11 protein-coding genes, 1 tRNA gene and 1 pseudogene are annotated in these 15304 nt (G+C 69.1%); 2 read left to right on the top strand and 11 right to left on the bottom strand.

Going from position 1 to position 15304, the window contains the following annotated elements; genetic code table 11:
- Nucleotides 1-176: 176 nt before the first annotated feature.
- The 7 genes from rho to GFH49_RS37905 all read right to left on the bottom strand — a co-directional run bounded on the left by rho (nucleotide 177) and on the right by GFH49_RS37905 (nucleotide 10166).
- Nucleotides 177-2252: a transcription termination factor Rho gene (gene rho, locus GFH49_RS37935; RefSeq protein WP_155060592.1), complete on the bottom strand. Its 2076-nt coding sequence runs from the start codon at nucleotides 2250-2252 to the stop codon at nucleotides 177-179.
- 408 nt (nucleotides 2253-2660) lie between these two features.
- Nucleotides 2661-3590 (bottom strand): homoserine kinase, encoded by a 930-nt coding sequence (gene thrB / locus GFH49_RS37930; protein WP_155060591.1) that lies wholly within the window; start codon nucleotides 3588-3590, stop codon nucleotides 2661-2663.
- A gap of 347 nt (nucleotides 3591-3937) precedes the next feature.
- Nucleotides 3938-4996, bottom strand: coding sequence for a threonine synthase (gene thrC, locus GFH49_RS37925; RefSeq protein WP_155060590.1), 1059 nt, complete (start codon nucleotides 4994-4996; stop codon nucleotides 3938-3940).
- 6 nt (nucleotides 4997-5002) lie between these two features.
- Nucleotides 5003-6295, bottom strand: a complete 1293-nt coding sequence (locus tag GFH49_RS37920) for a homoserine dehydrogenase (RefSeq protein WP_196218276.1) — start codon at nucleotides 6293-6295, stop codon at nucleotides 5003-5005.
- A gap of 147 nt (nucleotides 6296-6442) precedes the next feature.
- A complete protein-coding gene (lysA, locus tag GFH49_RS37915; protein WP_155060589.1) occupies nucleotides 6443-7843 on the bottom strand; it encodes a diaminopimelate decarboxylase in 1401 nt (466 codons plus the stop codon).
- Nucleotides 7844-7856: 13 nt separating this feature from the next.
- The gene (gene nrtL / locus GFH49_RS37910; RefSeq protein WP_408055990.1) at nucleotides 7857-9383 is read right to left on the bottom strand and encodes an ArgS-related anticodon-binding protein NrtL; all 1527 of its coding nucleotides are present in this window, start codon (nucleotides 9381-9383) and stop codon (nucleotides 7857-7859) included.
- A 267-nt stretch (nucleotides 9384-9650) separates the two neighbouring features.
- Nucleotides 9651-10166 (bottom strand): response regulator, encoded by a 516-nt coding sequence (locus GFH49_RS37905; protein WP_155060587.1) that lies wholly within the window; start codon nucleotides 10164-10166, stop codon nucleotides 9651-9653.
- A gap of 103 nt (nucleotides 10167-10269) precedes the next feature.
- On the opposite strand from GFH49_RS37905, the gene GFH49_RS37900 reads away from it, so the two are divergent.
- Nucleotides 10270-10341, top strand: a tRNA-Arg gene (locus tag GFH49_RS37900).
- A 679-nt stretch (nucleotides 10342-11020) separates the two neighbouring features.
- Nucleotides 11021-11239, top strand: a complete 219-nt coding sequence (locus tag GFH49_RS37895) for a hypothetical protein (protein ID WP_155060586.1) — start codon at nucleotides 11021-11023, stop codon at nucleotides 11237-11239.
- A gap of 163 nt (nucleotides 11240-11402) precedes the next feature.
- Here GFH49_RS37895 and GFH49_RS37890 read toward each other — a convergent pair whose 3' ends face one another.
- The 4 genes and pseudogenes from GFH49_RS37890 to GFH49_RS37870 form a co-directional block, all read right to left on the bottom strand.
- Entirely contained in the window at nucleotides 11403-12188 is a 786-nt protein-coding gene (locus tag GFH49_RS37890; protein WP_155060585.1) for a hypothetical protein, read from the bottom strand.
- Nucleotides 12189-12294: 106 nt separating this feature from the next.
- Nucleotides 12295-13269, bottom strand: coding sequence for a GNAT family N-acetyltransferase (locus GFH49_RS37885; protein WP_196218275.1), 975 nt, complete (start codon nucleotides 13267-13269; stop codon nucleotides 12295-12297).
- Nucleotides 13270-13431: 162 nt separating this feature from the next.
- Nucleotides 13432-14493, bottom strand: a pseudogene (locus GFH49_RS41780) (IS630 family transposase).
- Nucleotides 14494-14615: 122 nt separating this feature from the next.
- A partial coding sequence (locus GFH49_RS37870) for an ISAzo13-like element transposase-related protein (protein ID WP_196218142.1) occupies nucleotides 14616-15304 on the bottom strand: 689 nt, incomplete at its 5' end.

Genomic DNA, 15304 nt, shown 5'->3' with positions numbered 1-15304 from the left:
GCAACAAGATGGCCGCCCCCTTGAACAGGGGGCGGCCACCTCAGCCGCGACTAAGCCGGCTCGGCGAAGTCAGCTACGGTTCGACAGCGCCCCGAAGGGGCGCGGGGAACTGCGTGCCCAGCCACGACGGCGCAGCAGTCGATCGACGGCCGATCGCGGCACTTCCCGCGGAGCGCTCAGTCACCGTTACCCGGTGTCGGCGTCGTCTTCTGAATCTGCATCAGGAATTCCGCGTTCGACTTCGTCTGCTTCATCTTGTCGAGGAGCAGCTCGACCGCCTGCTGCTGGTCGAGCGCGTGCAGCACCCGGCGCAGCTTCCAGACGATGGCGAGTTCGTCGTTGGCGAGCAGGATCTCTTCCTTACGGGTACCGGACGCGTCGACGTCCACCGCCGGGAAGATCCGCTTGTCGGCGAGCTTGCGGTCCAGCTTCAGCTCGGCGTTGCCCGTGCCCTTGAACTCCTCGAAGATCACCTCGTCCATGCGGGACCCGGTGTCGACGAGAGCCGTCGCGAGGATGGTGAGCGAGCCACCGTCCTCGATGTTCCGGGCCGCACCGAAGAAGCGCTTCGGCGGGTACAGCGCGGTCGAGTCGACACCACCGGAGAGGATGCGGCCGGAAGCCGGCGCGGCCAGGTTGTACGCACGGCCCAGACGCGTGATGGAGTCGAGCAGCACGACCACGTCATGGCCGAGCTCGACGAGCCGCTTCGCCCGCTCGATCGCCAGCTCGGCGACCGTCGTGTGGTCCTCGGCCGGGCGGTCGAAGGTCGAGGAGATGACCTCGCCCTTGACCGACCGCTGCATGTCGGTGACCTCTTCCGGACGCTCGTCGACCAGGACGACCATCAGGTGGCACTCGGGGTTGTTGTGCGTGATCGCGTTGGCGATCGCCTGCATGATCATGGTCTTACCGGTCTTCGGCGGGGCCACGATCAGACCGCGCTGGCCCTTACCGATCGGCGACACGAGGTCGATGATGCGGGTGGTCAGCACACCCGGGTCGGTCTCCAGGCGGAGCCGGTCCTGCGGGTACAGCGGGGTGAGCTTGTTGAACTCCGGGCGGCCACGGCCGTGTTCCGGCGCCATGCCGTTGACGGAGTCCAGCCGCACCAGCGCGTTGAACTTCTCCCGCCGCTCGCCTTCCTTGGGCTGACGGACGGCGCCGGTGATGTGGTCACCCTTGCGCAGGCCGTTCTTGCGGACCTGGGCGAGGGAGACGTACACGTCGTTCGGACCCGGCAGGTAGCCCGACGTGCGGATGAAGGCGTAGTTGTCGAGGATGTCCAGGATGCCCGCGACCGGGATCAGGACGTCGTCCTCGGCGATCTGCGGCTCCTGGCCGCCCATCTCGTCGCGGCCACGACGGCCACGGCGGTCGCGGTAGCGCCCGCGACGGCCCCGCCGGCCGCCCTCGAAGTCGTCCCCGTCCTCATCGGCCCGCTGCTGGCGGTCCGGGCGGTCCTGGCGGTCCTGACGGCCGCCGCCCTGCTGCTGGCCCTGCTGCCGCTGGCCGCCCTGGTTCTGCTGGTCGTCGCCCTTGCCGCGGCGGTCGCGGTCACGGCCGCGGTCCCGGCGGTCGCGGCGGCGGCCCTCGCCGCCGTCGGCGTCGGCCTTGGAGTCGCCCTGCGCCTGCGGGGCGGGCGTCTCGGCCTTCGGCTCGCTCTTCGCCTCGGCGGCGACCGTCTCGGGGCTGCCCGCCTCGGCGGTGGCACGGCGACGGCGGCGCTCGGGGGCGTCCTCGCCGGTGCGCTCGGCCTCTCCCCCACGCTCGGCTTCGCTCGCGCGGGAGGCACCCCCGTCGCGGGCGGCGCCCCCGGCCGGCTGGCCGGGAATCTCGATCTGCTGCTGGGCCACGGCCTTCTCGGCCGGAGCCTCGGCCTTGTTCTCGGCGTTCTCGGCCTTCTTGGCGGCCTTCGCGGCGGGAGCGGAGTCCTCGCCGGTGCGCGCCTTCGAGGTGGCGCGGCGCTTGGGCTTGGTCTCGGTGGCTGCCTCGGCGGTCTTGGCCGGGGCACCCCCGCCCGCCTGCGCCTCCTTGATGACCTCGATCAGCTGGCTCTTGCGCATACGCGCGGTGCCCCTGATGCCGAGGCCGGATGCGACCTGCTGCAGCTCGGCCAGCACCATGCCGTCGAGGCCGGTACCGCGGCGCCGCCGGGAGCCGGCACCGGTGGCAGGCGCGGAGGCGTCCGTGGCGGGCGCGGCAGCGGTCTCCTCGACACGTGCGCCCATCAGATCGGTGGTGTCGCTCACGAAGGGTCCTTCCCTGGAGCGGACGTCGGCCTGTCTGGCTCGGCGACCGGTTGTGCTGTCCGGCATCGGTCCTTGCTGTGTGGACCGTGCCGGGGCGGTGGTCCGCCAAAGAGGCGGAGGAAATGGGTGATGGCGCTTCCCGGAGCTGTGGCACTGAGTGTCGGTGTCACTAGGCTTGGTCGCACCGATTCCGGAGCATGCCCGGCCAGTCGCTCAGTGCCCGCGTACGAGATACGCCTCGCGTACGTCGTACGGAACACAGTGCGGCTTGGGAGGCTCCCGGAAGGATGTCTGTCCCGGACGGGGACACGAAGCACCTCGCCATGGTGGGGTCGGGTGCAGACTTGAGGTTAACACTACCGGATCCAACAAACATTCCCCCTCTCGAAATCCGGCAACCGTACGCTTTTAAATGTCACCGGAGGCCGCAAGCGGCAGCACGCTCGCTCCCTGGGCGTCGAGCTCAAGCCGGTTCGCGGCCCAGCCCGCGCCTGCCAGGTCGGCCACCTTGTCGGCGCTGTCGTCATCGGCCAGCGCCAGCACGGTGGGGCCCGCTCCGGAGATCACCGCGGGGATCCCATCGGCCCGCAGCCGCTCCACCAGCGCCGCGCTCTCCGGCATGGCCGGTGCGCGGTACTCCTGGTGGAGGCGGTCCTCGGTGGCGGGCAGCAGCAGCTCGGGGCGCCTGGTCAGGGCCTCGACGAGCAGGGCCGCACGGCCCGCGTTGGTGGCGGCGTCGACGTGCGGCACGGTGCGCGGGAGCAGGCCGCGCGCGGTCTCGGTGAGGACCGGCTTACCGGGCACGAAAACCACCGGAACGATGGAATCGGCGGGCTCCATCCTGATCGCGCGCGCGGATCCCGCCTCCATCCAGGAGAGCGTGAATCCGCCGAGCAGACAGGCGGCCACGTTGTCCGGGTGTCCCTCGATCTCGGTGGCGAGTTCCAGGAGGGCCGGGTCGTCGAGCTTGGAGTCCCCGCCTATGGTCACGGCGCGTGCGGCGACGATGCCGGCGCAGATGGCGGCCGACGAGGAGCCCAGGCCACGGCCGTGCGGAATGCGGTTGGCGCAGACGATCTCCAGGCCGCGCGGCTGCCCGCCGAGCAGGTCGAAGGCGGTGCGCAGGGACCGTACGAGAAGGTGGCTTTCGTCACGCGGGAGCGTCTCGCCGCCCTCACCCGCGATGTCGATGTGCAGCCCGGAGTCGGCCACCCGGACGACGACGTCGTCGTAGAGCCCCAGCGACAGGCCGAGGGCGTCGAAGCCCGGGCCGAGGTTGGCGCTGGTGGCGGGGGTGCGCACCCTGACGGCGGCGGCGCGGAAAGCTGGACCGGCCATCGCTCGATGACTCTCCTTGAGCTGCGTGACTGTCGAAGACATTCGATGACGTACGGGGAAGCCCGCGGGCTGCTCCCGGCCTGACGGACGGGCGCTTCCGACGCCGCTGTCGGACCACGGAGACAGCGCGGCACTGTGCCGGTGGTCGGCATATGCGGCGGGCGGGTTCAGTACAGCCTATCGAAGGAAGGTTCTGTGGCGACATAGGGCGCACAGGAGGCGCACGATGCGTGTCGTAAGCCCCTTGTGCACCCCCTGCCGGGTTACCCCTACGGCTGTCGGGTTACGGGCGGCTGTCGGGTTTACCCCTGTTACGGGCTGTCGGGTTTACCCCTACGGCCCGCTGATCAGGCGAGACCGAGGCGCTCGGCCGCCGTCGCCGCGTCGACCGGGACGGTGACCGGCTGCGGGGCACCGGCGACGGCCCAGTCGGGGTCCTTGAGGCCGTTGCCGGTGACCGTGCACACGATCGTCTGTCCCGGGTCGACCTTGCCCTGCTCGGCGGCCTTCAGCAGGCCGGCCACGGACGCGGCCGAGGCGGGCTCGACGAAAACGCCCTCCTGAGCGGCCAACAGCCGGTAGGCGCGCAGGATTTCACGGTCCGTCACCTCGTCGATGAAGCCGCCCGACTCGTCCCGCGCGGCCAGGGCGTACTGCCAGGACGCGGGGTTGCCGATGCGGATCGCGGTGGCGATGGTCGACGGGTCCTTGACCACCTCGCCGCGCACGATGGGCGCGGAGCCGGAGGCCTGGAAGCCCCACATGCGCGGGGTCTGCTTCGAGACACCGTCGGCGGCGTACTCCGTGTAGCCCTTCCAGTACGCGGTGATGTTGCCCGCGTTGCCCACCGGCAGGACGTGGATGTCGGGGGCGTCGCCCAGCATGTCCACGATCTCGAACGAGGCCGTCTTCTGCCCCTCGATCCGTACCGGGTTGACCGAATTGACCAGCGCCACCGGGTAGTTCTCGCTCAGGGCGCGAGCGAGCGTCAAGCAGTCGTCGAAGTTGCCGTCGACCTGGAGGATCTTCGCGCCGTGCACGAGTGCCTGGCCCATCTTGCCGAGCGCGATCTTGCCCTGGGGCACGAGAACGGCCGAAACCATGCCCGCCCGCACGGCGTACGCGGCCGCGGAGGCGGACGTGTTGCCCGTGGAGGCGCAGATGACGGCCTTCGCGCCCTCCTCCTTGGCCCGGCTGATGGCCATGGTCATACCGCGGTCCTTGAAGGACCCGGTGGGGTTCGCACCCTCCACCTTGAGGTGGACCTCGCAGCCGGTGCGCTCGGAGAGCACCTGCGCGGGCACGAGCGGCGTGCCGCCCTCACGGAGCGTCACGACCGGCGTGTTGTCGGAGACCGGCAGTCTGTCCCGGTACTCCTCGATGATTCCGCGCCACTGGTGGGTCATTGCTGGTTACTCTCCTTCAACCCGCATGATGCTGGCGACACCCCGCACGGTGTCGAGCTTGCGCAGCGCCTCGACGGTGCCGCCGAGGGCCGCGTCGGACGCACGGTGGGTGACGACGACGAGGGAGGCCTCGCCGTCCTTCCCTTGCTGCCGAACCGTATCGATCGAGACACCGTGCTCGGCGAACACGGTGGCCACCTGAGCGAGAACGCCCGGTTTGTCGGCGACGTCAAGGCTGATGTGGTAGCGCGTGACGACATCGCCCATGCCCGACACGGGCAGTGCGGCGTACGCCGACTCGCCCGGCCCGGTGGCGCCGCTCAGCCGGTTGCGGCAGACGGCGACGAGGTCGCCGAGGACGGCGGACGCGGTCGGGGAACCGCCGGCGCCGGGGCCGTAGAACATCAGCTGCCCGGCGGCGTCCGACTCGACGAACACCGCGTTGTACGCGCCGCGTACGGAGGCGAGCGGGTGGGTGAGCGGAATCATCGCGGGGTGCACGCGCGCGGTGACCGAGCCGCCGTCCGCGGCCCGCTCGCAGATGGCCAGCAGCTTGATGGTGCAGCCGATCTGCTTGGCGGCGGCGAAGTCGGCGGCGGTGACCTCGGTCATGCCCTCGCGGTAGACGTCGTCGAGGCGCACGCGCGTGTGGAAGGCGATTCCGGCGAGGATGGCGGCCTTGGCGGCGGCGTCGAACCCTTCGACGTCAGCGGTCGGGTCGGCTTCCGCGTAACCCAGGGCGGTGGCCTCGTCGAGGGCCTCCTGATACCCGGCCCCCGTGGAGTCCATCTTGTCGAGGATGAAGTTGGTCGTGCCGTTGACGATCCCGAGCACGCGGTTGACCTTGTCGCCGGCGAGGGACTCGCGCAGCGGGCGGATCAGCGGGATGGCGCCGGCGACGGCGGCCTCGTAGTAGAGGTCCGCGTCGTGGTTCTCCGCCGCCGCGTGCAGGGCGGCGCCGTCCTGGGCGAGGAGGGCCTTGTTCGCGGAGACGACGGAGGCGCCGTGCTCGAAGGCGGTGGTGATGAGGGAGCGGGCCGGCTCGATCCCGCCGATCACCTCGACGACGACGTCGATGTCGCCGCGTTTGACCAGGGCGGTGGCGTCGGTGGTGATGAGTTCGGCGGGGATGCCCTCACGCACCTTGGAGGGGCGCCGTACAGCGACTCCCGCCAGCTCCACGGGGGCTCCGATACGGGCGGCGAGGTCGTCGGCGTGCGTCGTCATGATGCGCGCCACCTCTGAGCCGACCACTCCACAGCCCAGCAGCGCCACCTTCAGCGGACGCGTACGCATCATCCGACCTCGTTTCCTCATACCGTCTTCGGTTGAACCAGTCTCACTCACCGGACTGGAGTTTCTGTCTGTTGTCCGGATCCTGAGACGTTTATTTCATCTTTCCAGGGGCGGAAGACAGGAGATCTTCCGCCCCCGCTTTCCTGCTGCTCAGCCGACGTCGAGACGCAGGAGATCCTCCTCCGTCTCCCGGCGGACGATCACCCGGCTCCCGCCCTCGTTCACGGCGACGACGGGCGGCCGGAGCACATGGTTGTAGTTGCTGGCCATGGAACGGCAGTAGGCACCCGTGGCCGGTACGGCGATCAGGTCACCCGGTGCCAGGTCGGACGGCAGGAACGCGTCCTTCACGACGATGTCGCCGCTCTCGCAGTGCTTGCCGACGACGCGGGCGAGCATGGGCTCGGCGTCGGAGGTGCGGGAGACGAGGGCGACGCTGTACTCGGCGTCGTACAGCGCGGTGCGGATGTTGTCGGACATGCCGCCGTCGACGGAGACGTAGGTGCGGATGCTGTCGAGGGGCTTGATCGTGCCGACCTCGTAGAGCGTGAAGGCGGTGGGCCCGACGATGGCGCGTCCCGGCTCGACGGAGATGCGCGGGGTCCGCAGCCGGGCGGCCTCGCACTCACGGGTGACGATCTCGGTGAGCGCCTTGGCGATCTCGTGGGGCTCGCGGGGATCGTCGTCACTCGTGTACGCGATCCCGAGCCCGCCCCCGAGGTCGATCTCGGGCAGCTCGACGCCGTGCTCGTCCCGGACGTCCTTCAGCAGCCCGACGACGCGGTGCGCGGCGACCTCGAACCCCGACATGTCGAAGATCTGCGACCCGATGTGACTGTGGATCCCGATGAGTTCGAGCCCGTCGAGCTGCAGGGCACGCCGTACGGCCTCGGCGGCCTGCCCGCCCGCGAGCGGAATCCCGAACTTCTGGTCCTCATGGGCTGTGGCGATGAACTCGTGCGTATGTGCTTCCACGCCGACGGTGATACGGATCTGCACGCGCTGCCGCTTGCCGAGTTCCCGCGCGATGTGGGCGACACGGACGATCTCCTGGAAGGAGTCGAGGACGATACGGCCGACGCCGGCGTCGATGGCTCGGGTGATTTCGTCGATGGACTTGTTGTTGCCGTGGAAGGCGATGCGGTCGGCGGGCATGCCGGCGGAGAGTGCGGTGGCGAGTTCGCCGCCGGAGCAGACGTCGAGGTTGAGCCCCTCCTCGTGCAGCCAGCGCACGACGGCCCGGGACAGGAACGCCTTACCGGCGTAGAAGACGTCGGCGTCATGGCCGAAGGCGGTGCGCCAGGCACGGGCACGGGCCCGGAAGTCGGCCTCGTCGAGGATGTAGGCGGGGGTGCCGTGCTGCTCGGCGAGGGTCTTCACATCGACACCGCCGACGGTGACCGTCCCTTCGGCGTCACGGCCGACGGTCTGCGCCCACACCTTGGGATCGAGGGCGTTGAGGTCGGTGGGCGGCACTGTGCTTCCTACGGAGCGGCCCTCGGGGAGGACGTCGGCGTGACGGGGCCCGGCGGGGTGTGCGGAACGGCTCATGTCGCGTGTTCTTTCAGAGGTGGTCGGGTGCGTCGATACCGAGCAGGGACAGGCCGCCGGCCAGCACCGCCCCGGCGGCTTCGGCGAGCGCCAGCCGGGCACGATGGGCGGCCGAGGGTTTCTCCTCACCGATCGGCAGCACGGTGGGCGCAAGGGCGAGCACGGCATCGGCGACGGTGACGAGGTGCCGGGCAAGACGGTCGGGGGCACGGCCGGCTGCCGCCCGGGCCAGGACGCGGGGGTGGTCCGCCAGAGCAGCGAGAAGACCATGCCGGTCGGGAAGATTATGCCGGTCGGGAAAGCCGTGCCGGTCGGGAAGACCATGCCGGTCGGGAAAGCCGTGCCGGTCGGGAAAGCCGTGCCGGTCGGGAAGACCATGCCGGTCGGGAAAGCCGTGCCGGTCGAGCAAACCATGCCGGTCAGGCACGGGCCCTGCTCCGGCTGTGAAACCCAGCTCGGCGGCGTTACGGCTGAGGGCCCGCGTACGGGCGTGCGCGTACCGGACACGGAAGAGTGGGTTGCCCTCACGCTGGACCAGGTGCTCGTCGGTGATACGAGGCCGGTCGTGGGCAGCAGGGTAGAGCAGCGCCCAGCGGGCGGCGTCGGGGCCCAGGGGGAGGGGGGTGGCGGGGGCGGGGGTGGGGCGTATGAAGAGGGGGGGTGACTCGGGGCTGGGGGGGAGGGGGGCGGGGGACGACTCCACGCCGGGAAGGAGGGGGGCGGGGGACGACTCCACGCCGGGGGCGGGTGACTTGGCGCTGAAGGGAAGAGGGGCGGGGGGGAAGAGGCCGGAAGGAAGGGGGCCGGAGGGAGCGGGGGACGGAGCGGGGGACGGCCCCACGTCGACGGCCGGTGAGTCGGGGTCGGGGGGAAGAAGGCCGTAGACCGCGGGGGACGGCCCCACGTCGACGGCCGGTGAGTCGGCGCCGGAGGGAGGAGAGCCATGGACCACCGGGGACGGCCCCACGTCGACGGCCGGTGAGTCGGGGCCGCAGGGAAGAGGGTCGGCGGCGGCAAGGACCGGCCGTATGACGGGATCCGGTGATTCGGGGCTGCCGATGTCGTCGACCCGTACACCGAGGATGTCGGTCCACTCGGGCTCTGGGCGGGCCTCGCAGCCGGTGCGGACGAAGACACCCTGCGACCGGAGGATCCGGGCAGTGGCGTCCATGACGACGACGGCGCGGACCTCATGCGGGGCGTGCAGCCGCACGAGGGGCTGCACGTCGGGCCCCTCGACATGTCCGTACCGCTTCCCGCGCCGCAGGATCTCCTCGACGAGGGCCACAGGCGCGACGCTGTGCAGACTGATGTTGAGGAACCCGGGCCCGGTGACGACGACGTCGGAGACGGTGGCCGTATCAATGAGATACGGCCGCAGAACCTCGGCGACCCGCAGCGGCGGCTGCCCGGCCGGGCGGGCGAGCTGCAGGGCGATGTTGGTCGCGTAGTCACCACAACCACCGGCACCAGGAGCCGTGACGACTGCCCGCTCCGGCACGGTCACCCTCAGTTCCCCCCCGTCGACAGCACGACGCACCGCGCGCAGCACGAGGCGGGAGAGCTCGACGGGGGTCACGGGGCAAGCGTATGGGAGGAGGGGGGTGGGTAGGCGAACCGGTTTGGAGGTGGGTCCGGCATGTGGACGGAGGCGGAGGCGAGATACGTCGCGGGAGGAGAGGAGGCGAGGAGGCGACGTGCGTCGGCGGGGGGCGGAGGCGAGGTACGTCGCAACGAACACGAGCCCCGCTGGAAGCGCGATGTGCCCCGCTGGAAGCGCGGGAGGTGCCGCCCCCGGACTCCGCGATCAGCCGCCGGCCCGCCCGGCCCGCTCGGTCTCCCCGACGCCGAGGACGTTCCCGAACAGCGGCTCGGCCTCTCCCTTGGCTCGCCCGCTCCGCTTCCGCTCGATCAACTGACGTACCAGCGCTACGAGTTCGGCGGGTTCGAAGGGCTTGGCGAGGAAGGCGTCGACGCCGATGTCGAGGCCGCCGTCGACCTCGTACTGCGTGCAGGCGCTGACGATGGCAAGCGGCAGATCACGGGTCCGCGGATCGGCACGCAGCCGTGCAGCGGTACGCAGCCCGTCGAGTCGCGGCATGACGACATCCAGGGTGACCACATCGGGCCGCACCTGATGAATGACATCCAGACACTCGGCACCGTCGGCCGCGGTCACGACCTCGATGCCCTCCAGCTCGAGATTGACCCTGATCAGCTGCCGGATGACCTTGTTGTCGTCGACAACAAGCACCCGGCCCGACGCGCCTGGCACAAATCGAGAGTAGGTCCGGACCGGCCACCGCGTCCGGGTTTTCCCCACTTCCACCCCGTGCGGGCGACGTCCTCCCCCCGCAGAAACCGTTCATGAACACCCCGAAAGAGCTGGTAGGGTTCTACCCGTCGCCGCGCAACGCGCCCGACACGCCCCCGTAGCTCAGGGGATAGAGCAACGGCCTCCGGAGCCGTGTGCGCAGGTTCGAATCCTGCCGGGGGCACTCCGGATCAAGACCCTGACCTGCAGGAATGCAGATCAGGGTTTCTTGCGTTCATGTCAAAACGCACACGGTCTTTTGACCGTTGCTCTTTTTAGGACCCACATCGCTCCACATGCTGTGGACAACCTCTTCCGCCGACGGATTTCCGCAGGTCAAAGGCCCATGACCGGGAACTCGGTGGCTTCACTCACCGATAAACGCCCACCATTCCGCGTTGCGGGCATCCTGGTGTCGATACCCCGCAGGAAACGCGTGTGACCTGCCCTGATGTGATCGACTGCACACGGAAACGCAAACGGTCTGGTGGGTCGTTGCCCATTCCGCCTGAACGCGTGCTTCTCCGTTGTCGCTCCGCTCGTAATCACCGTTGGTGCGTAGCTGGTGTTGGAAAGGCGGAGAGCCGGCGTTGGATCTGTCCGGCCCGGCGGCGGGGCCGGACGCCTTCCCTCCACCCAGGCGTTGAAGTCCAGGCCGTTGCACCGGAGTTGACGGATCGCTAGAGTCGCCCTGCCAACTACTCACAGGAGGCTCCTTGACTTCATCGCTTCATACGTGGACACAGCCGGACGGCTGTTCCGGGGCGACCTAAGCCCCGCTGCGTACCGCTGGAGACCACTTGACCCAGGTCAAGTGCGTCCAAATCCAGCGGAGATAGCGAACAAGTCAATGGAGGTACCGAGTGTCGGCCAACTCGACGCAGCAGCTCGCCTGTACGCATCCCGGGCGTGATGTCGCGATCGTCAGTCTGTGTGCTGTTGTGGCTTCTCTCGTTGCGGTCATCGTGGTGATGGCCTTCCACGGCAACCCCCTCGCGACGTTCGGTGCGAGTGGCAGCGCCTTCGCTGCGGCCTTCAGCGGAGGCATGGGCGTACTGTCCCACCTCAAGCGCACCGCATAGTGGCCCAGGAGGGGCGGCCTGGACAGGCTGCCCCTCAGCGGTCCTCCCTGGTCACCACTCCCCACGGCCGGTCCGAGAGTTCCGGTGCCTCCCGGAGGCCAACCGAACAAACCTGACACTCCGACCGGGGCTCAGCTCACCGCGGTCGCCCCTTGCCCCCTCGTCAGTCGTGCCCGTCGTCGTGCGGCAGCACCCCTTCTGCTCTCGGAATGGGGACGTAGCCTCCGTCGGCTCGAATTTTCGCGACGAGCTTCCCGAGTTCGGCCAGGGTGTCCTCGCCGAGCAGCGAGGGGTTCGCCTCGAGCATCAACGCGACGTGCTCCCCGATGCGCTGAGGCGTGAGATCTTCCGTCGCCTCCAGCCCCACCGAACCGTCCTCCCCTTCGTCCACGATCCGGGCGTTGCGCAACAGCCGTAGCTGCCCATCGCTGTATATCCGGGCCATCAGAGCCGCAGTGAACCGCTTCCGCGCCTCCGCGCCGCTCATGGTCGTCCGCTGATCGCCTGAAACGGTGACGACTTCCTGCAGGTCCTCCGCGGCCTCAGCCCGGCGGTCACTCGTGCGGCTTCGCGCCATGCTGCTCCACTTCGCTTTCACGGATGGGAGCGCTTGCTCGTACCACCACTTCCTGACGTGCGGCGCGGCCTTCTCCCCCACTCTGAAGCCGATCTGGACGAGTACCTCGGCGACGAACTCCGCGAACTCTCGAAGCTCCTGCTCTCGGGCCTCCGACTCGTGTCGGTCAGAGTCGAGCCAACCCTGCGGGTACGCCGCCACCGAATCCGGCTCGTTCTCCTTCAAGAAGATCTCGGCTTGACCCACCTGATTGGTATCGGGGTCACGTGTCATGCCGCGATGAGCGCCCTCAGTCTTCCTCGACCGCGCGAAACGCGCGCCTTTCCGGACTCTGACGATGGCCTCGTACTCGTCGTACTCGCTGCTGTCCATGCCCCACCTTTGACTTGCAGGATGCCCTGCGTCCGCCGTCCGTGCCGGGTGTCAGTCGTCTCCTGACGGCATCGGGTCTTCCTCGAAGCCGAGTATGGCGGTGGACTCAGCGCCAGTCGTCGATCACGTAGGCGTCTGGGTGGCTGTAGCCAGGTTCGTTGGGCTTGTGCATGGTCACGCCTTGCAGCCAGGTACGGAAACCGCGGTCGACCATGCGCCGGTAGGCATCCTGACGGGCCAGGTTCATTCCGGCGTCCAGCTGCCCCAGTCCCTTCTCGGTGGTCAGTTGCTCGCACGCATTCAGCAGTCGTTCGAACCGGTCCGCGGCGTCCGGGCCAGGGCGTACGGCGCCGAATTTGACGAAGCACACGTCCGCACCGGCCTCCGACCCCGTTCCGCAGTGGCAGACAGCCAGACCGTCGAGGTCGGAGTCGGCGCCCTCGAGGAGGATGGTGTCGCCGAGCCCCTGCGCCTGTGTGGCCATGATCTCGCGCGCCAGGCTCAGACCCTCGTACACGGCCTCCGTCAGTGCGCGACTGAGGCTCAGTGCGTCGGGCCGCTCAGCGGGGGTCAGCTCGCCGTACAGCACTCGGCCGGGGACTGCGGCACTGACGGCGACCTGTTTCTTCATGATGGCTGTAAGGAATCGGGGCCAGAAACCGTACCGGCGGTAGAGCTCGAGGTGCTTGGGACTGTGCGAGAAGGTGAACAGGCCGAGGTGGCGGTTCTCCCAGGTGTCGAAGCAGGCCATGACCGGTTCCATGAGGCGCCTGCCGATGCCCTGGTCCCACAGATCCGGACGTACGGTCAGCGGGCCGAAGAACCCGACGCTGCCCCAGTTGGCGGCGAAGTTCGATCCGACGACCTCGCCCTCGACGGTCGCTGCGAAGGCCGCGTGTGGATCTGCCGCCCAGCGGGTGCGGACATAGTCGGCGGTCCCGAAGAACGTCTCCGGCTCAGGGGCCCCGAGGAAGGTCCCGAAGGCGACCCTGAAGATCTCGTCGGCCCGATCCAGGTCCGGCTCAACCAGCGGGCGGACCGACACCGAGGCGGCGACACTCGTTCGCTTCGCTGCAGGCATGATCGCTCTCCTTTCCGCCCTCAGTTCCATCGCACCACGGACGTGCGCCGCGGGCGAAGCGACAGGTCCGGCGATACCTCAAGGATCGAGCGCCGTCGACAAGTTCGCCCAGCGAACTATTGGAGCCCGCCATGGCTACTTGACCTTGAATGCGTGATGTCGTCATGGTGGCTGGCGTCGGAGGCCGGTGCCGGTGAGGCAGCCGTCGAGGACATCGTGGCGGTACTGGAGCTGGCGTAGGCCGCGTCGGACGGCAGTGATCAAGTCATCGGGATCGGCGAAGGCACGATTGGCCACGGTGGTGCGTCGCAGGACGGACCAGATGCCCTCGACCGGGTTGAGGTCGGGTGCGTAGGGCGGCAGCTGGAAGACAGTGAGCCAGTCGCGGTCGGCGATGTATCGGCGCATGCCGGCGGTGAGGTGGGTGTTGAGGTTGTCCCAGACCAGCACGATCGGGCCGCCAAGCTGCTGGTGAGCGGTCTGGATCAGGTCGCGGTAGTCCTTCCAGGAGAAGCTTTTGCGCCCATCGGGCCGGGCGTCCGGGCAGGGCCGGTAGATCAGCCGCGAGGATTCGCCAGCCTTGTAGCAGGCCAGGGCGGCCACCGATAAGCGGCGGCGGGAGCGGCCCCGCACGCGCCACAGGGGTGTGGCCGCGGCGGGACCAGGTGCGGGTGGTCGGCGGCGTCATCGAGAATCCGGCTTCGTCCTCGAAGACGAGCCAGGCGTCGAGCGCCGCCACGGTCCTTCCACCTGCGGCCAGGTCTCCTTCATCCAGCCGGCCATCACGTTCTCGTCCCGCTCGACCGCCCGCCGGGCGGGGACCTGGCAGCTCCAGCCGTGCCGCTTGAGCAGGGCGGCCACCCCTTGCACTGTGTAGCTCCTGTGGAAGCGGCGTCCGATCAGCGTCTTGATCCGCGACAGGGTCCACGTCTGGTCCGGCCACCCATGTGCCACCGGCCCCTTGGCCAACTCACGCTCCAGCACGGTGAACAGTTCGTCGCTGAGCAGCGGCAGCGATGCCGGGCCCTTCGAGACCAGGGCTCCCGGCCCGTCCTGCGACCAAGCCTTGCGCCAACGCTGGACCGACCGGACGCTGACCCGCAGCTCGTGAGCGATGACCGTATTTTCGTCGCCCTGCCTGAACCGCTCGGCCGCCTCCAACCGCAACTGCTCGCGGAAGGCCCGCCGTTCGTCGGTCAACCCGCCCCCTTGCGGATACCTCATGCAGTCGCCATACCGCAGGGATCATGAGACGTCAGCCCCTACGACACCACGCTTTGAAGGTCAGTAACGCCGAATCGCCGCGCCAGGACTAGTACCAATGCCGTGTAGTTAGGGCTTGCCGATTAACAACTCGCTGTCTTGACGTTTGGTGGGTGGGTGATCTCTGCCGCGCTGGCGAGGGCGTAGAGGTCCTCGAGGGTGGTGAGTCGGTCGTCGGCGGGGTGGATGACGTGTCCAGCGGTGTCGAGGAGTTGGCGGATGTCGCGGATGCGCCGGTTGATGGTTTCGGGTGTCACGGTAAAGAGGCGGGCGATCGCGACCTGCGGAAGCCCGAGCCGCTGGTGAAGGAGGGTGGCCAGGAGCCGGTCGGCGAGGGTGAGGAGGGGGCGACGGCCGGTGAGAGGACCACCCTTGATGCGCGGCCGGTGGCCACGCCGTTTGTCCAGGTGCGTTTCCCGCTGGTCCTCGTGGAGGGCGGTGAGCGTGGTGATCAGCTTGGTCCACTCCTCGGCCGGGAGCCCGGTCAGGGCCGGGTGGCACAGCCAGGCGAGGTCGGCACTGGGCTGGTCGAACGGGTCCGGGGCGTCACTGACCTGGTCGTACGGCTCGGGGCGAAGGCTGTAGTTCCAGTCGCCGTGCCAGGCGTGGTGGTCCAGGGGAAGGGCGGCCATCTGCCGGTTGCTGATGCGGACGCCGGTGGGGTAGGTGGCGGTGTCGAGTTCGGCGCGGACTTTCAGCCCGGTGCGGGTGGTGGTCGCCGCGATGCTGTTCACGATGACGTCGTGGCTGGTCAGGGGCCTGCCCCGCCAGT

The organism is Streptomyces blattellae (assembly GCF_009709555.1).
In the GTDB taxonomy this organism is placed as follows: Bacteria; Actinomycetota; Actinomycetes; order Streptomycetales; family Streptomycetaceae; genus Streptomyces; species Streptomyces blattellae.
The sequence above is the reverse complement of the archived record's forward strand: the minus strand, read 5'-3'. Positions and strand labels throughout refer to the sequence as shown.